The sequence below is a fragment of the Hyphomonas atlantica corrig. genome, from assembly GCF_017795365.1.
GTDB classification, from domain to species: domain Bacteria; phylum Pseudomonadota; class Alphaproteobacteria; order Caulobacterales; family Hyphomonadaceae; genus Hyphomonas; species Hyphomonas atlantica.
Map to the genome: position 1 here is coordinate 95,813 of NZ_CP051254.1, position 14,733 is coordinate 110,545.

The following is a 14,733-nucleotide window of genomic DNA, read 5'->3' on the forward strand; positions in this document are numbered from 1 at the left end:
TCATCGCGTACGACTACACCTGTAGTCCAGAGAGGGGTTCTACATATGAAGATTTCTGACGCCGAACTCGAAGTCATGGCCGTGTTGTGGAAACAGCCCGGCCTCGCCGCCGCGGACGTTCACGACGCGCTCGGATCCGAGAAAGACTGGACCAGCCGCACGGTCAAAACACTGCTGGCCCGGCTGGTTGAGAAGGGCGCGCTGAGCACCCAGGAAGACGGTCGGCGCTATCTCTATTTTCCGCTGATTGAGGAAGGCACCTACAAGGCCGGCGCAGCACGTCAGTTTGTTGATCAGGTCTTTTCCGGACGCGCCGCCCCTCTGGTTGCCCACCTCGCAGACACACGCGGCCTGACCGCAGACGACATTGCGGAACTTGAAAAGCTTCTGGGGGAGTTGAAGAAATGATTTTCGACCTGAACAGCCTCAACATCGGCTATGCCGCGCAGACCATTATCGCGGTGTCGATCCTCATCGCCCTCATCCTGGTTGCGCGAAAGCATGTCGCCCGCCAGTTCGGCGCAGGCGTCACCTATGCCCTGTGGGCCATTCCGGTCGCCCGACTGGTCCTGCCTCCCCTGTCCATGCCCTCGCCGCTGGCGGGTTTCTTCGAGTTCTTCCAGACTCCGATGCCTGCCTCGGCCGGGACGACTGAAGTTGCCCCTGCACTGTTTCGCTCACCTGAACCTGTAGGCACCGTAACTCATGTCGTCGGGGCTCCGCCTGTCTCAAGCCCAGCCAATTCGAGCCCCCTACTCGATGGCGCACCCGGTCTTGTGGCATTCCCGGAAGTGTCCGATCCGATACTGGGCGGATTGCTGCTCGGCACAATGTTCGCCGTCTGGGTTGGCGGAGCCCTATACATGATCCTCCGCAGCAGCTGGGCACACCACAGCTTCATGAACACGCTGCGCCGCGAGGAAATGGCCCCCTCTCCGGAACTCGCCCGTCTTGCCGAGGAGGTCGCCCGTCAGGTTGGCATGAAGAAGATGCCCAAGGTCTCCACCAGCTTCATCTCGTCTGGCCCCCTCGTCTCCGGCTTGCTGCGTCCAACCGTATTGCTGCCAGCCTGGTTCGAGGACGACTACACCCAAAGCCAGCAACGCGCTGCACTGGCCCATGAAATGACCCATATCAAGCGCGGTGACCTCTGGGCCCTGCAAGTGTCGGAAATCTTTGTCGCCCTGCTCTGGTTCAACCCGCTGGCATACATGGCGCGCCGCGCCTTCCGCACGGACCAGGAAGCCGCGTGTGACAGTGATGTCCTGAAATCCGGCGCGTCCTCGCCGCACGCCTATGGCGAAACGCTCCTCAAGGCTGTGCAGCTCGCCCTGCCGGAACGCCTCACCGCCGCCGCCAGCCTGCCGCTGACCCACGCCCTCAAGGAAAGAATGATCCGCATGACCACGCCCAGCCCATCCCGCTCCCGCCGCCTCATGGGCGCTGGAATCTCCGGACTGCTGGGAAGCGCGGCCCTGCTCAGCTCGGGTTTCGTAACCTCCGCCTGCGCGTCTGCAGAAGTCGACAACACGGTCGACATGGCAGAACTCGCTGGCGCACCGATGCCAGACCAACCGCGCGCTGCGCCCACTCCCCCAAAGACTCCGACGCCTGGAGACATCCGTGAGCTGAAATCTTCCAGCAGCCTTCGCTTGGACAGCGGCACGGTCTATGTCGATGGCGAGCAGGTCGAGGATCGTCAGATCGTGATCATTGGCGAGCCCTTCAATGTGAATGTGAAGAACCCCAACATCGAGCGTGAGATCGAAGTCCTCACAGCAAAAATCGAAGCCGAAACGGCTCAGATCAACAAGCTCGTGGAGTCCATGCCGGTGATCGAACTCGCCTTCGACGGCCTCAACGAACAGTTCAATCGCGAGATGGAACTGGCCGTCAGCTTCACCGAAGAAACCATGCCCAAGACGGAAGAAGAATGGGAAGCGTGGGCCGAGAATGTCGAGAGACAGGCCGAGAAATGGGAGATGCATGCCGAAGCGATGGCGGATCGGGCCGAGGCGCAGGCCGATGCCTGGGAACGCAATCTGGAGCCCAAGATCGCCATGCTCGAAGCCCGCATCGAAATGCATGCTGACGAACTCGAACGCAAGATCGACCTCGCCTATGGCGATGATTTCGAGGACCAGATCGAAAACACCCATATCGCCCTGACAGATCTGGTGGAGGAATGTCGCACGGCTGATCTCGCAACCGGTGAAACCCGCATCCTTGAGAAAAAGACTGATGATGGCGCGGCGAAGAAGGTGAAGATCGCCTGCGTCAAAGGCGGCAAGGGTGCCCTGACTGCCAAGGCCACGATCAAAACGGTGCTCGACAGCGACAAGCTCGATACCGCGGAGAAAAAGGCCTTCAAGAAGCAGGTTCACTCCAAATCGACCCACACGATCACGATCGAAACCGACCAATCCGACGAATAAGAGATTCCGCATGCGCATTGCACGGAATGCATAGGCGGAAGCCCCCGGCGCAGGTCCCATTGCGCCGGGGTTTTTTCTTGCCGCTGAGCAGGCCGTCTTGCGCCGACAGGCTCCGGGATTAGGGTGCCTGTGGGAACACATCGGAGGACGCCCATGAACCGCCTGATCGCCGCGTTTGCACTTGCCACCTGCCCGCTCGCCGCCTGCGTCACCGCACCAGAACCCTGCACGCAGGAATGGGTGGAATACAAGACAGACCACATCTTGGGCGAATTTGCCTCCGACAATCGCGGTCTGATCAATGATCTGAAGCGTATCACCAATGATGAAGGCGATTTGAACACGTTTGCCACGATGCGCCTGATGTCACGTACAGACGACCTCCAGAATTTTGCTGACAGTTTTCAGAATGTCGTGCTGCCGGAACTGGAACTTGCCCTCGTAGAGTGCGGGCAAAGCGAGCAGTTCGCCCCTGCGCTGACAGGCTTCCTGCGCGATGAAGGCGTCGACGAGGAGGCGCTGCAATGGGTCGCGCCAATTATCGGCCTGATGCAACAATTGCGTGAAGATGAGGTGGGCAATTCTTCGCAGGTCATGTAAAGCGCGGCCATGAAAACGCTGATTGTTGTTCCCGCCCGCTATGGCTCCACCCGCTTTCCCGGCAAACCGCTGGTTGAGATTGCCGGTCGCACAATGGTCAGCCGTGTCGCTGCGATGGCATCCCGTGCTGCTGCGAAGCTGGATGACGCAGCCAGCATCGTGGCAACCGATGATACCCGCATCTCCGAACACTGCCGCGAGCTCGGCATTGATGTGGTGATGACAGATCCGAACGTGCCCTCCGGCACGGACCGGGCGTTGGCCGCCGTGGAAGCAATGGGCGTGTCTCCGGAAGTCGTCGTGAATCTACAAGGCGATTCCCCGTTCACGCCGCCCTCCCATGTTGTGGCCGTGGCAAAAGCGGCGGCGCAATCCGGCGCCGATGCGGCAACGCCCTATGTCCGCCTCACCTGGCAGGCCCTTGACGATTTCCGCACGCACAAGAAGACCACGCCCTTCTCTGGGACAACTCTGGCCCATGACACATCCGGCCGCGCCCTCTGGTTTTCAAAGAATTTGATTCCGGCGATCCGCAAGGAAGCCGCGCTACGGGAAGCTGGCCCCATGTCTCCCGTATGTCGTCATATTGGTCTTTATGCATACCGTCTGGATGCGCTGCGGAGATATGTGAAACTGCCGGAGGGTCACTATGAAACCCTGGAGGGTCTTGAGCAGTTACGGTTTCTGGAAAGCGGCATGAGCATTCAATGTGTCGAAGTGGAGCCGGATGCCATCGCCATACCGGGCATTGATGCGCCGGAAGACGTTGCACTGGCAGAACGACTGATCGCGCAGCATGGCGACCCGCTACAGGATTGATCGATTATGGCACGGCTTATCATCGTTCGGCATGGCAACACTTTCGACAAGGGCGATACCGTCACCCGTGTTGGTGGGCGGACGGATCTCCCGCTGTCCTCCTCCGGATTGGCACAGGCGGACGCGCTGGCCGCGCAGTTCAACGCCACGCACTTTGTCGCGGCGTTCTGCTCCCCCCTCGCCCGTACACGTCAGACGGCACGCGCGATAATTGGCATGCGCACCAACTCCCCTGCCCTGATCGTCCTGCCTTTCCTGACAGAAGTTGACTACGGCCCGGACGAAAACCAGCCAGAAGACAAAGTGCTCGCCCGCATTGGTGAGGCCGCGCTTGAAGCCTGGGAACGCGATGCGACGCCGCCTGATGGCTGGCTCGTCGATGGCGATGCTCTGCGCGATGGATGGCGCGGACTGCTCGCGCGTGCAGCAGAACTCAGCACCGACGACACCGCCCTGATTGTCACCTCCAACGGCATTGCGCGTTTTCTGCCCGATGTCGTGGACGCCCAGCCGGAGCAGCTGGACCGAAAACTGAAAACCGGCGCGTGGGGCAGTGTCGACATCACGCCCGCCGGATCACGCATCACGGAATGGAATTGCCGCCCCTAGGCGACGTTGCGCGCCTTGGCCTCGTCAACCAACTCTCGCGCGCCGGTAATTGGCAGCGTGAAGGCAACGGTCGTGCCCTCGCCCTCGATGGATGACATGATCATCCGTCCACCATGCATTTCAGCAAAGGACTTGGTCAGTGCCAGGCCGAGCCCGGTGCCTTCATAATTCCGGTCCTTGGTGCCGGACACCTGTTCAAACGGTGTTGCCAGACGTGGCAGGTCTTCCGCGGGGATACCGATGCCCGTATCCGTGACGCCGACATAGATCTCCGGCCCGCGCTGTTCGACGGTTACGGTGATCTTGCCCCCCGCATCCGTAAACTTGATAGCATTGGAAACAAGGTTCAGTACCATCTGGCGAATGGCGCGGTGGTCTGCATCAATCTCCGGCAGGTTCGGCTGGGAGTCCAGCTTCATCTCTATCTGCTTGTCCTCGGCCTTACGGCGGATCATTCGCACCGCGGCATCGACCGGGTCCACCGGGTCGATCGGCTGCGGATCAATCGTCATCTTGCCCGCTTCAATCTTGGCCATGTCGAGGATGTCATTGATCATGTCCAGGAGATGCTGTCCGGATGTCAGAATATCCTGGGCATACCCCTTGTAGCGTTCATCCCCCATCGGGCCATACAGCTCGTTCGAGAGGATCTCGGAGAAGCCGTTGATCGCATTCAAGGGCGTGCGCAGCTCGTGACTCATATTGGCCAGGAAGGCTGATTTTGTGTGTGCGGCATGCTCGGCCTTGGCCTTTTCCTCGGAATATTTCCGGGAAAGCTCCCGTTCGCGTCCCTCTGAGCGTTTCAGCTCCAGCGCAGTCTTCTGCATCTGCGCCTTCTGCTTTTTCAATTCGGCTTCGTTGCGCACATTTTCCGTCACATCCACGCCGACAGACAGCAGGCCACCATCCAGCGTAGGGCGCTCGACCAGTTTGATCCACCGGTCCGAATTCAGCTCCAGCACGACAGCGCGCTCATCTTCTTTAGACGGATGTTCAGCGCGCAAGGCCCCCGCCCGCGCGATGGCGACCGTATGGTGCGCCATGCCGGGCCGCAATGTTTCTTCCAATTGGAAATCCGAGGCAAACGCCCGGTTCCAGTAAAGCAGCCGCTTGCGATTGTCCCACAGTGCGAACGGCCCGTTGAAACCCTCAATCGCCGTGCGCAACCGGCGTTCAGCCGCCTTGACGCGATCTTCTGCCTGTTTGCGCTCAGTGATATCCAGCAGCACGCCGCCATAGACATTGGCACCGGTCTGCGCATTTGTGGTGACGCTTCCGCGCAACTCCATCCAGCGAGGCGGCTGGAAACTGGTCACGAAGCTAGTCTGCACCCAGCCATCCTTGTAGCCAACGCGGAAGGCCTCCTGTACGCGCGCCTGGTGCTCCGGATGCACCTGCTGAAGCAATTCGTCGACGGTGATCACGCCATCCCCGAACATGCCCATCAGTTCAGACGCCGCGTCGCTGAGATAGACCGCGCTGGAATCGTCTGACCATTCCCAATACCCTGCGCGCACGCCCAGCATGACCGGACTCATGAACCGGTCGGCTTCCGCTTCATTTGCACGCTCGACCAGCGATGCATCTGCCGAGTCCGAGAGACGATTCATCAGCCCCAGAATGACCAGCATCGGCGCGGCAAGCAACAGGCCAAAGATCAGCAACCGGATCAAATCATCCAGCGTAAACAAGGGCATCGTCCGACTGGAACATACCATCAATCCGCTATTGGAGACCGGGGCACATCCTGTCGCGGCGCGGTCCAGCATCGTCAGCGCGCGAAACCCGGTCGCTGGGCGCATGCCGGACAAGCCGGGCACCATCGTACCAGCGCTGAACTGGTTATCCGTTACAAATATCCCATCGCGCCCGCTGCTGGCAGGCAGCCATGTGCCCACCGGCGCCATCGCCAGAATGATCTCCCCGTCCGGAGAGTTTGTGGCTACAATCAGGTCTCCCTGACGCGACAGGCCGATCCCGTGGCCGTTTGCCAGCATGGTTTCAGCCACCGGCACAGCGGCGGCCAGTCGGCTGTCGGCGGGGGCCCGTCGCGCATCCTGAAGCGTAGCCACCACATCCACGCCCGGCGTCGCCGATGCAACAGTCGTTCGGGACGCGCCCGTATCCTCGATCAGGCGCATCGCCATTTCTGCCGTGCCCGCATGACCGACCAGGCGCGCAGCGACCGTGCTGGCCTTGGCCTCCAGCGCGGCCAGCAAGCCCTCATCGGCGGTCTGGCGCTCATCCCAGGCCTTCAGGCCCAGCGCACCGGCTAACAGGAGAATGATGGCGACAACGGTCCATTTCAGGCGACGTCGGTCAGGCTCCGCGACTCCTTTTGTCGCGGCGTCCGTATCACCAGGGATGACCGAGTGGGACACCATGTTCTGTGCGCGCCAATTTATCTTAAACCCAAGACTAAACTCAGCTTCTCGGGCGTAATTGTTGCGCAATTCTTAACAAAGAGAAAGAATTCGTTAACCCAAAGCCGGGGTGATTCTGTCCCTAGCCAAGCGCGCGTGAAACGATGTCGACAGAATTCTTTGACAAATCAGCAGCTTGCAGCCGGCGCAGGCAGGCCTCTGCCTCCGCTTTGGCCTTTGGTTCCAGGCTCCGCCATTGTTCGAATGCGGTCAGAAGCCGAGCGCCAAGTGCGGGGTTCACCTTGTCAGCTTTCAGGATGATATCCTCGACCACACGATAGCCGGAACCATCCGGGGCATGGAAGCCGGCCAGATTCTGCATCGCGAAAGCTGCTGCGACTGAGCGTACGCGGTTCGGATTACGCAAATCGAAGGCGGAATGCGCCGCGAGTTTCTCGATGGTGGCCGCATCGCCTGTCCCGGCCTGCACGCCGAACCATTTGTCCATGACGAGCGGATTGGACGTCCATTCTGCTTCAAAGTCCGCCAACGCTGTCTCGCGAGCCTCGCCGTCAAGACCGGCCAGTCCGCGCAGCGCGGCCAGTTTCTCGGTCATGTTGGTCGCGGCCTGGTAGAGCGACAGGAGACGGTCGCCTGCCTCATCCGCGCCAGACGCCGCCAACAGACCAATCAGCGCCGTGCGGAGGGCGCGTTCGCCTGCCTGCTCTGCCCCCGGATCATAGGCTTGCGTCGATGATTCACCCAACACGCTGTCGGCGAATTGGCTCAGCTTGCCATAGAGCGCTGCCTGAAGCTTCTTGCGCGCCGCATCCAGCGCGACAGGGTCAGCGGGCTGGCGCTCAAGGAACAGTTCATTCACATCCGGCAAGCGCGCCAGCAGCGCAGCAAAGGCCGGATCATCCGATGCCCCGGTGACCGCCGCAGCAATCGCATCGACCAGCGCGTCGTCTGGCTCGGCTTGCGAACCTTCGGACAAAGCAAGGATTTCCTGTTTGGCGAGCGCCTGCACAGCGTCCCACTGATTGAACGGGTCCGTCTCCAAACGGATCATTGCCAGTTGCGTTTCACGGTCCAGATTGCGCTTCAGGCGGATCGGCGCCGTGAAGTCCCGGTTGATGGATACCAGCGGACGCTCCGATCCTTCGGGAAGGTCAAAGGTCAGCGTCAGTTCTTCATCTTCGAACAGCGTAATCCACTCGGCCATGTTCCCTTCATCATCAATCAGGGCCATTTCCATCGGGATGAGCATGGGTTTCTTGTTGGCCTGACCCGGCGTTGCCGGCACGCGCTGTTTCAGCGTCACGGCCACTTCGCGGGTTTCCGGGTTCCAGGATTCCTCCACGCTCACTTCAGGTGTTCCGGCCTGCGAATACCAGAGGCGGAACTGGGTGAAATCATCGCCGCTGACCTCTTCGAAGCAGGCATAGAAATCTTCGATCGTGACCGCCTGTCCGTCGTGGCGGTCAAAATAAAGGTCCATCCCCTTGCGATAGGTTTCCTCGCCCAGGATCCGGCGCAGCATACCGATGACTTCAGCGCCTTTCTCATACACGGTTGCCGTGTAGAGATTGTCGATCGCGCCATAGGTTTCAGGCCGCACGGAATGCGCCAGCGGGCCTGCGTCTTCGGCAAACTGACGAGCGCGCAGACGGATGACATCCTTGATCCGCTGCACCGGACGCGAGCGCATGTCGGCAGAGAAGTTCTGATCACGGAAGACTGTCAGGCCTTCCTTCAGGCACAGCTGGAACCAGTCACGGCAAGTGATCCGGTTACCCGTCCAGTTGTGGAAATATTCGTGGGCGACAATGCTCTCAATGGCTTCGAAATCCGCATCCGTCGCACTGGCTTCATCGGCCAGCACATAGGCGGAGTTGAAGATGTTCAGACCCTTGTTCTCCATGGCGCCGAAATTGAAATCCCGCACGGCCACGATGTTGAACACGCCAAGATCATATTCCCGGCCATAGGTCTCCTCATCCCACTTCATCGAGCGCTTGAGGCTGTCCATGGCCCAGGCAGCACGGTCCGCATCGCCCTTGTCGACATGGATGGCGAGGTCGATCACCTTGCCGCTCATCGTGGTGAACTGGTCGCGATAGACATCGTAATCCCCCGCACAGAGCGCAAAGAGATAGGCAGGCTTCTTGTGCGGATCATCCCACACCGCGAAGTGGCGTCCATCATCCACATCACCCGTTTCGCCCGGCGTCCCGTTCGACAGCAGGATGGGGTAGGTTTCCTTGTCCGCCGTCATCCGTACCGTGAACCGGCTCATCACATCCGGCCGGTCCGGATAGAAGGTGATGCGACGAAACCCGATGGCTTCGCATTGCGTGCAGAAGCGACCACCGGACATGTAAAGGCCCGAAAGGGCCGTGTTCTTCGATGGCGCAATCTCGACTTCCGTCACCAGTGTGAAGGCATTCGGCACGTCCTGAAGGGTCAGCCCGCTTTCGGTCAGTTCATAAGCGCTCTCCGGCAGAGGCGCGCCATCAATTGCGATGGATTTTAGTTCCAGCGCTTCCCCGTCCAGTTCCAGTGCGGCGTCCGCAGCACCCGTGCGCCGGATCTTGAGGTCCGCCCGCACCAGAGTCGCGTCTGGGTGAAGGTCAAACCTGAGGTCCACCTGTTCGATTTCGAACGGATAGGCGGTGTAATCGGACAATTGGACGGCAACGGGGGCTTCAGTGCGCATGTTTTCTCCGGCAAACAGAATTCCAGTCTTCCAGTTAGGGATTTGCACTTGCAACGTCGAGGGCCAGCGCCCAGTAGCTTGCAGAAAGCCGGATTTATATATGACGACCCTGCTCACCCATCCCGCCCTGCGGATACTCGCTGCGATGGCGGCGCTGATCATCGCGGCGACAATCTGCTACCTGTCACTCATCCCAGCCACCGAGGCCCCTGCCCCCCAATTTTCAGACAAGATCAAACACTTCGTCGCGTATGCCGCCCTCGCCGCCCCGCTGGGCGTTGCATTCGGAATTGGCAAAGCGCGCGTGCTGGCCGGTTTCGCAATCGCTGCGACCTACGGCATGACGATGGAAATTGCGCAGATGATGGGCGATGCAGGCCGAGAGGGATCCTGGCTCGACATTGCAGCCAATGTGGCGGGCGCGATCATCGGCCTCGCAATCGTCACGCTCTTGCGGGGGGATTGGCGCCTATTCGGCGGCGACCGTCGCTGAATGCTTTACGTCTTCCTCGTCCAGCTCATAGACAAATCGCAGGATGGAGGCGCAACGCTGCGCGACAGTTTTCAACTCTGGAGGAAACGCGTCAGGGGACTCTTCATATTGGTCCGCCACTTGCCGCGCCGTCTGCAACAGGTCCGGCGTGCAGGCAATCATGCGCGCCTGATGTTCGATGCGCTGCGGGTCGCGGTCATACTCACTGCCTGACACACGCCAGCCGCTCAGGTCTTCCTCATCGGTGATAACAACCGGAAACGTTCCGACTTCGCTGAGGTCCGGTCCGCCAATGCGCGCGCGCCATTTCGCCTTGCGCCGCACGATATGCCAGTGTTCCAGCATGATTTCGTCATTCTCGAGACGGTGCAGGCGCGTTTCAGTCGGTGACGTGTCGTCAGCCGACAGCTCATGCGCCTGAAAGCTGCGCCCCAATCCGCACTCATAGGTAACGCGCAGGGGCTCGTCCACGTCCTTCACCCAATGGGGAATGACTTGCTCGATCAACGCCCAGGTTCCTACGGGCTTTACGAAGACGCGCTGCGCCTTGTGAAATACGGCCTTGGCCATCAACAGCTCCCGATCTCAACGCCGGTAAATGCCATCCGGGTCTTTCAGGGCCGTGAAGCGGAACGATCAAATTTCACGCAACCCGCATTTTTCCCAATCCAAAGTGGATTCAGGCGTTTCCGTTGGGTGACGGGTTTCCGCGCACGTAAAGCGCGCTATTTTCTTGATCATTGGAGAAAATAGAGTGGCCCAACGGCCAGCAAGGGGAGCGCAAGCGACATGAACTTCGACTTTTCCGAAGACCAGAAATTCCTCGGCAATGAAGCCCGGAAATTCCTGGAATCCGAATGCCCGATGACGGCTGTCCGTCTGGTCCTGAACGATGATGATGTCAGCCACAATGCCGACGTCTGGAAAAAAGTCGTCGAAATGGGCTGGCTCGGCACCGCCATTCCGGAAGAACATGGCGGCCTTGGCCTCGGCCTGCTGGAGGTCTGCGTATTGGCAGAAGAGATGGGCCGCGTCCTCGCGCCGGTGCCGTGGGCGTCGACCGTCTACTTCTTCACCGAAGCGCTGAAGATCGCTGGCTCGTCCGAACAACAGGCAGATGTCCTGCCCCGCATCGTCAGCGGGGACGTCGTCGGCTGCTACGCCGCCAGCGAAGGCCCCGGCAATCCGACTGCGGCCAATCTGAAAACCACGTTCGATGGCTCCACCCTCTCCGGCACGAAAGTGCCTGTCACCGATGGCGATGTGGCAACACATGCCGTCGTGCTGGCCAAGGAAGGCTCCGGCGCAAGCCTCGTCCTCGTGGACCTGACCGGTGAAGGCGTCACCCGCAAGACGCTTCAGACGCTGGATCCGACCCGCAGCCATGCCGAGATCGTCTTCGACAAGGCCCCGGCCACACGCCTCGGAAACGCTGGCGACGGCGAAATGCTGAACGACCAGATTCTGGATCACGCCGCTGTGCTGCTCGCCTTCGAACAGCTGGGCGGAGCATCCCGCGCGCTGGAAATGGCGACGGATTATGCAAAAGAGCGCTACGCGTTTGGCCGTCCGATCGGCGGCAACCAGGCTATCAAGCACAAGCTGGCCGAAATGTATGTGAAGAACGAAGTGGCCCGCTCCAACTGTTTCTACGGTGCATGGGCGGTCTCCACCGGCGCAGCGGAACTGCCGGAAGCGGCTGCTGCGGCCCGTATCGCGGCCTGCGAAGCCTTCTGGTTCGCTTCCAAGGAAAACATCCAGACTCATGGCGGCATGGGCTTCACATGGGAGGTGGACTGCCACCTCTTCTATCGCCGCGCCAAGCTGCTGGCCGTTCAGGCCGGCGCCCCAAAAGTGTGGAAAGAGAAACTCGTCCGCACCCTCGAAAACAAGAACGCCGCATAAGGAGGAAACAGACATGGACTTCAACGATACCAAAGAAGAAGCCGAATTCCGCGCCGAAGCACGCGCTTTCCTCGGCAAACACCTTGACCCAAAAGGCGACAAGCCCCTGCGCCAGCGCGTCGATGGCTCTGAATTCATGCGCCGCGCCAAGGAATGGCAGAAAACGAAGGCTGAGAACGGCTACGCCCAGATAACATGGCCAAAGGAGATCGGCGGTCGTGGTGGCACACCGATGCAGCAGGTCATCTGGAACCAGGAAGAAGGCAAGTTCGACGCGCCAACCGGCCCGTTCACCATCGGCCTTGGCATGTGTATCCCGACCGTCATCGCCTTCGGGTCTGACGAGCACAAGAAACGCTATGTCGGCAAGGCGCTGAAAGGCGAGGAAATCTGGTGCCAGCTCTTCTCGGAGCCGTCCGCAGGATCTGACGTCGCAGGCCTGAAGACCCGCGCCGTGAAAGATGGCGACGAATGGGTCATCAACGGCCAGAAGGTCTGGACCTCCGGCGCGCATTATTCCGACTACGGCATCCTGCTGACCCGGACCGATCCGAGCGTGCCAAAGCACAAGGGCCTGACCATGTTCATCGTGGACATGAAACAGGCTGGCGTTGAAGTTCGCCCGATCCACCAGGCATCTGGCGGCCGTGAGTTCAACGAAGTCTACTTCACCGACGTCCGTATCAAGGATTCCGATCGCCTCGGCGATGTCGGCCAAGGCTGGAAAGTGGCCATCGTCACGCTGATGAACGAACGCCTCGCCGTGGGCGGATCGCCGGGCCCGGACTGGGCGGAGATCATGGCCTACGCCAAAGAGGCCGGCACCATGTCGGATCAGGCCTTCCGCGAGAAGCTGGCGGATTGGTATGTCGCAGCGCAAGGCTACAAGCTGACCAAGTTCCGTACACAGACGGCCCTGTCGCGCGGCCAGACACCGGGACCGGAAAACTCGATCGGTAAGATCATCACGGCCAACCATCTTCAGGATATCTGCAACTCGGCCATCGAGATGCAGGACCATTACGGCATCCTGACGGATTCAGACCGGATGCCAGCCGACGCCATCTTCCAGCAGAGCTTCATGTGGGCCCCTGGCCTGCGCATTGCTGGCGGTACGGACGAGATCCTGAAGAACATCATCGCCGAACGCGTTCTTGGACTGCCTCAGGATGTCCGGGTCGACAAGGACCTGCCGTTCGACCAGATGAAGAGCGGCTAGCTCAGCTTTCGGGTTTGGCCGCGTGGGCGTTGATGTACTGGCTGACAAAGCCGGCAACTTCGTCCACGCAGGCCCGCCCGGCCCCTGCCAGCGCCTTGGCGCGGTCTGCATTGGAATCGCCATCGGCCTGCTGCGTGGTTGAAACAATCGTCTGATCCAGAACATCCCGCGATGCCCCTTCCAGAAGGGTCGCACGTACCCGGCACCGCCCCGTCGTTCCGGACAGGGTGAAATCGGTCACCTGCCACGCAAGTTCATATTCTGCAAGCGCGCCCGTCTCCGGCACAATCGCCTTGCCCGGCCCATTCCCTTCCAGCGCATCCAGCATTGCCATCTGCATCAGGCGCGTGGAGGAATCGGTCCACTCCACATTCGGCACCAGCCTCAGCGCACCGGAGGAATCCTCCGCTGCAATGGCCCGTCCGGCGACAAGGCGCGACGCTTCCGGTTCGCGAACGACAATGGATGCTTCAAGATCATACACCGTCTCAACGGCGGCAAACCGGTACAACCCTTGCGGCACTTTCGGTTCCGGCAAGACAGAGACACAGGCGGCCAGGCCAAAGGCGGCAACGCCCGTTGCGAGGCAGGTAGCAAGCTTACGGATCATCTATCGGCTCTCCTCATACGGGGCCGGGTCACCGACCACGAAGCCCTGTGGGTTCTGTTCAAGTTCACGCGCCACCCGGTCCAGACGTGCGATCAACACGCGCAGATCACGGCTGGCCAGACGAGCATCCTGAAGCGCGTCCGTCGCCGGGCCTTCAATTGCATCGGCGGCGGCTGAGATGGCGCGATTGCTCTCTTCTACGGCTGTATTCGCGTTCTCTGTGACGTTTCTCAGATCAGCGATCAGCGCATTGGCCTCACCGCCAAACTGAGTGATTTGCGCGTCCGCATTGGAACTGAAAGATCCAAAGGAGGCCGAAGCCTCTTCAAACCGCTGCGCCGCAGCGGACACATCTCGCAACGTGGTCGTCGCCTGCGCCATCGTGCCATCCGTGGCGGCAAGCTGGCCACTGAGTCGCTCGATATTGGTCAGCGTCTTGGAAAGGGATTCGATGTTCTCATCGGTCAGCACCAGATTGACCCGCTCAATCGTGCGCGTCGCCTTGCCCAGCACTTCGGCGCCACCGGCAAAGATCTCGTCGAGCTGGGTGCGCTCTGCCTTGATGACGGGAACGGGCTGTCCAGGCCGCGCGCGCAAGGAGGCCGCATTCGGTGTGCCTGCCGTGATCTGAACAAAGGTAATGCCGGTGATACCCGCCAACTGAATCGAGGCGGTCGAGTCCACCTTAACCGGCGTTTCGGAGTCGACGCGGATGCGGGCGCGAACCTTTGACGGATCCCCCCGATCAATCCGCACCCAGGATACTTCGCCCACCTTGATGCCGATATAGCGGACGGATGCCCCCTGCTCCAAAGACACCGGGCCTTCGAAGACGATGTCATAGGCTTCGAAATCCTGACGGAATTGCGACTGGCCCAGCCACAATGTGAAGACTGCAACCGCCATGGTCGCAATAATCACGAACGCACCGATCAGCGCATAATTCGCACGTGTTTCCATT

The 14,733-nt window shown here is 60.4% G+C and carries 13 protein-coding genes; 8 read left to right on the top strand and 5 right to left on the bottom strand.

Annotated features, from left to right (window positions below):
* Positions 1-45 precede the first annotated feature (45 nt).
* The 5 genes from HF931_RS00490 (at position 46) to HF931_RS00510 (ending at position 4,463) form a co-directional block, all read left to right on the top strand.
* Complete coding sequence (locus tag HF931_RS00490; RefSeq protein ID WP_035550865.1) at positions 46-408, top strand: BlaI/MecI/CopY family transcriptional regulator; 363 nt, start codon at positions 46-48, stop codon at positions 406-408.
* A complete protein-coding gene (locus HF931_RS00495) occupies positions 405-2,435 on the top strand; it encodes a M56 family metallopeptidase (RefSeq protein WP_273241411.1) in 2,031 nt (676 codons plus the stop codon). Before HF931_RS00490 ends, HF931_RS00495 begins: the two co-directional genes overlap by 4 nt.
* Before the next feature lie 153 nt (positions 2,436-2,588).
* Positions 2,589-3,035 carry a hypothetical protein gene (locus tag HF931_RS00500; RefSeq protein WP_035550859.1) on the top strand — a complete coding sequence of 149 codons (447 nt, stop codon included), beginning with the start codon at positions 2,589-2,591 and terminating at the stop codon, positions 3,033-3,035.
* Positions 3,036-3,044: 9 nt separating this feature from the next.
* A complete protein-coding gene (locus HF931_RS00505; RefSeq protein ID WP_273241414.1) occupies positions 3,045-3,854 on the top strand; it encodes a 3-deoxy-manno-octulosonate cytidylyltransferase in 810 nt (269 codons plus the stop codon).
* A 6-nt stretch (positions 3,855-3,860) separates the two neighbouring features.
* Positions 3,861-4,463: a histidine phosphatase family protein gene (locus HF931_RS00510; protein ID WP_273241416.1), complete on the top strand. Its 603-nt coding sequence runs from the start codon at positions 3,861-3,863 to the stop codon at positions 4,461-4,463.
* Here the strand turns inward: HF931_RS00510 and HF931_RS00515 are convergent.
* Together HF931_RS00515 and pepN are read right to left on the bottom strand one after the other, a co-directional pair.
* Positions 4,460-6,847: a sensor histidine kinase gene (locus HF931_RS00515; RefSeq protein ID WP_273241418.1), complete on the bottom strand. Its 2,388-nt coding sequence runs from the start codon at positions 6,845-6,847 to the stop codon at positions 4,460-4,462. The genes HF931_RS00510 and HF931_RS00515 overlap by 4 nt on opposite strands.
* A gap of 121 nt (positions 6,848-6,968) precedes the next feature.
* Positions 6,969-9,545: an aminopeptidase N gene (gene pepN / locus HF931_RS00520; protein ID WP_273241420.1), complete on the bottom strand. Its 2,577-nt coding sequence runs from the start codon at positions 9,543-9,545 to the stop codon at positions 6,969-6,971.
* Between the two features lie 100 nt (positions 9,546-9,645).
* Here pepN and HF931_RS00525 point away from each other — a divergent pair, with 100 nt between their 5' ends.
* Positions 9,646-10,038 carry a VanZ family protein gene (locus HF931_RS00525; protein WP_273011243.1) on the top strand — a complete coding sequence of 131 codons (393 nt, stop codon included), beginning with the start codon at positions 9,646-9,648 and terminating at the stop codon, positions 10,036-10,038.
* Here the strand turns inward: HF931_RS00525 and HF931_RS00530 are convergent.
* Positions 10,015-10,608, bottom strand: a complete 594-nt coding sequence (locus HF931_RS00530; protein ID WP_273241422.1) for a hypothetical protein — start codon at positions 10,606-10,608, stop codon at positions 10,015-10,017. The genes HF931_RS00525 and HF931_RS00530 overlap by 24 nt on opposite strands.
* Before the next feature lie 219 nt (positions 10,609-10,827).
* Here HF931_RS00530 and HF931_RS00535 point away from each other — a divergent pair, with 219 nt between their 5' ends.
* Positions 10,828-11,943, top strand: coding sequence for an acyl-CoA dehydrogenase family protein (locus HF931_RS00535; protein ID WP_035550845.1), 1,116 nt, complete (start codon positions 10,828-10,830; stop codon positions 11,941-11,943).
* A gap of 13 nt (positions 11,944-11,956) precedes the next feature.
* A complete protein-coding gene (locus HF931_RS00540; protein WP_035550842.1) occupies positions 11,957-13,162 on the top strand; it encodes an acyl-CoA dehydrogenase family protein in 1,206 nt (401 codons plus the stop codon).
* 1 nt (position 13,163) lies between these two features.
* Here the strand turns inward: HF931_RS00540 and HF931_RS00545 are convergent, their stop codons facing one another.
* Together HF931_RS00545 and HF931_RS00550 are read right to left on the bottom strand one after the other, a co-directional pair.
* The gene (locus HF931_RS00545) at positions 13,164-13,772 is read right to left on the bottom strand and encodes an ABC-type transport auxiliary lipoprotein family protein (RefSeq protein ID WP_273241425.1); all 609 of its coding nucleotides are present in this window, start codon (positions 13,770-13,772) and stop codon (positions 13,164-13,166) included.
* Positions 13,773-14,732: an MlaD family protein gene (locus HF931_RS00550; RefSeq protein WP_035550836.1), complete on the bottom strand. Its 960-nt coding sequence runs from the start codon at positions 14,730-14,732 to the stop codon at positions 13,773-13,775. It abuts the gene before it with no gap.
* Position 14,733 lies beyond the last annotated feature (1 nt).

Excerpts from the sequence above, each read along its gene's own strand:
- HF931_RS00540 (WP_035550842.1), top strand. The coding sequence starts at position 11,957 with ATGGACTTCAACGATACCAAAGAAGAAGCCGAATTCCGCGCCGAAGCA.
- HF931_RS00525 (WP_273011243.1), top strand. The coding sequence starts at position 9,646 with ATGACGACCCTGCTCACCCATCCCGCCCTGCGGATACTCGCTGCGATG.
- pepN (WP_273241420.1), bottom strand. The coding sequence starts at position 9,545 with ATGCGCACTGAAGCCCCCGTTGCCGTCCAATTGTCCGATTACACCGCC.
- HF931_RS00505 (WP_273241414.1), top strand. The coding sequence starts at position 3,045 with ATGAAAACGCTGATTGTTGTTCCCGCCCGCTATGGCTCCACCCGCTTT.
- HF931_RS00515 (WP_273241418.1), bottom strand. The coding sequence starts at position 6,847 with ATGGTGTCCCACTCGGTCATCCCTGGTGATACGGACGCCGCGACAAAA.
- HF931_RS00550 (WP_035550836.1), bottom strand. The coding sequence starts at position 14,732 with ATGGAAACACGTGCGAATTATGCGCTGATCGGTGCGTTCGTGATTATT.
- HF931_RS00535 (WP_035550845.1), top strand. The coding sequence starts at position 10,828 with ATGAACTTCGACTTTTCCGAAGACCAGAAATTCCTCGGCAATGAAGCC.
- HF931_RS00495 (WP_273241411.1), top strand. The coding sequence starts at position 405 with ATGATTTTCGACCTGAACAGCCTCAACATCGGCTATGCCGCGCAGACC.
- HF931_RS00500 (WP_035550859.1), top strand. The coding sequence starts at position 2,589 with ATGAACCGCCTGATCGCCGCGTTTGCACTTGCCACCTGCCCGCTCGCC.
- HF931_RS00530 (WP_273241422.1), bottom strand. The coding sequence starts at position 10,608 with ATGGCCAAGGCCGTATTTCACAAGGCGCAGCGCGTCTTCGTAAAGCCC.
- HF931_RS00510 (WP_273241416.1), top strand. The coding sequence starts at position 3,861 with ATGGCACGGCTTATCATCGTTCGGCATGGCAACACTTTCGACAAGGGC.
- HF931_RS00490 (WP_035550865.1), top strand. The coding sequence starts at position 46 with ATGAAGATTTCTGACGCCGAACTCGAAGTCATGGCCGTGTTGTGGAAA.
- HF931_RS00545 (WP_273241425.1), bottom strand. The coding sequence starts at position 13,772 with ATGATCCGTAAGCTTGCTACCTGCCTCGCAACGGGCGTTGCCGCCTTT.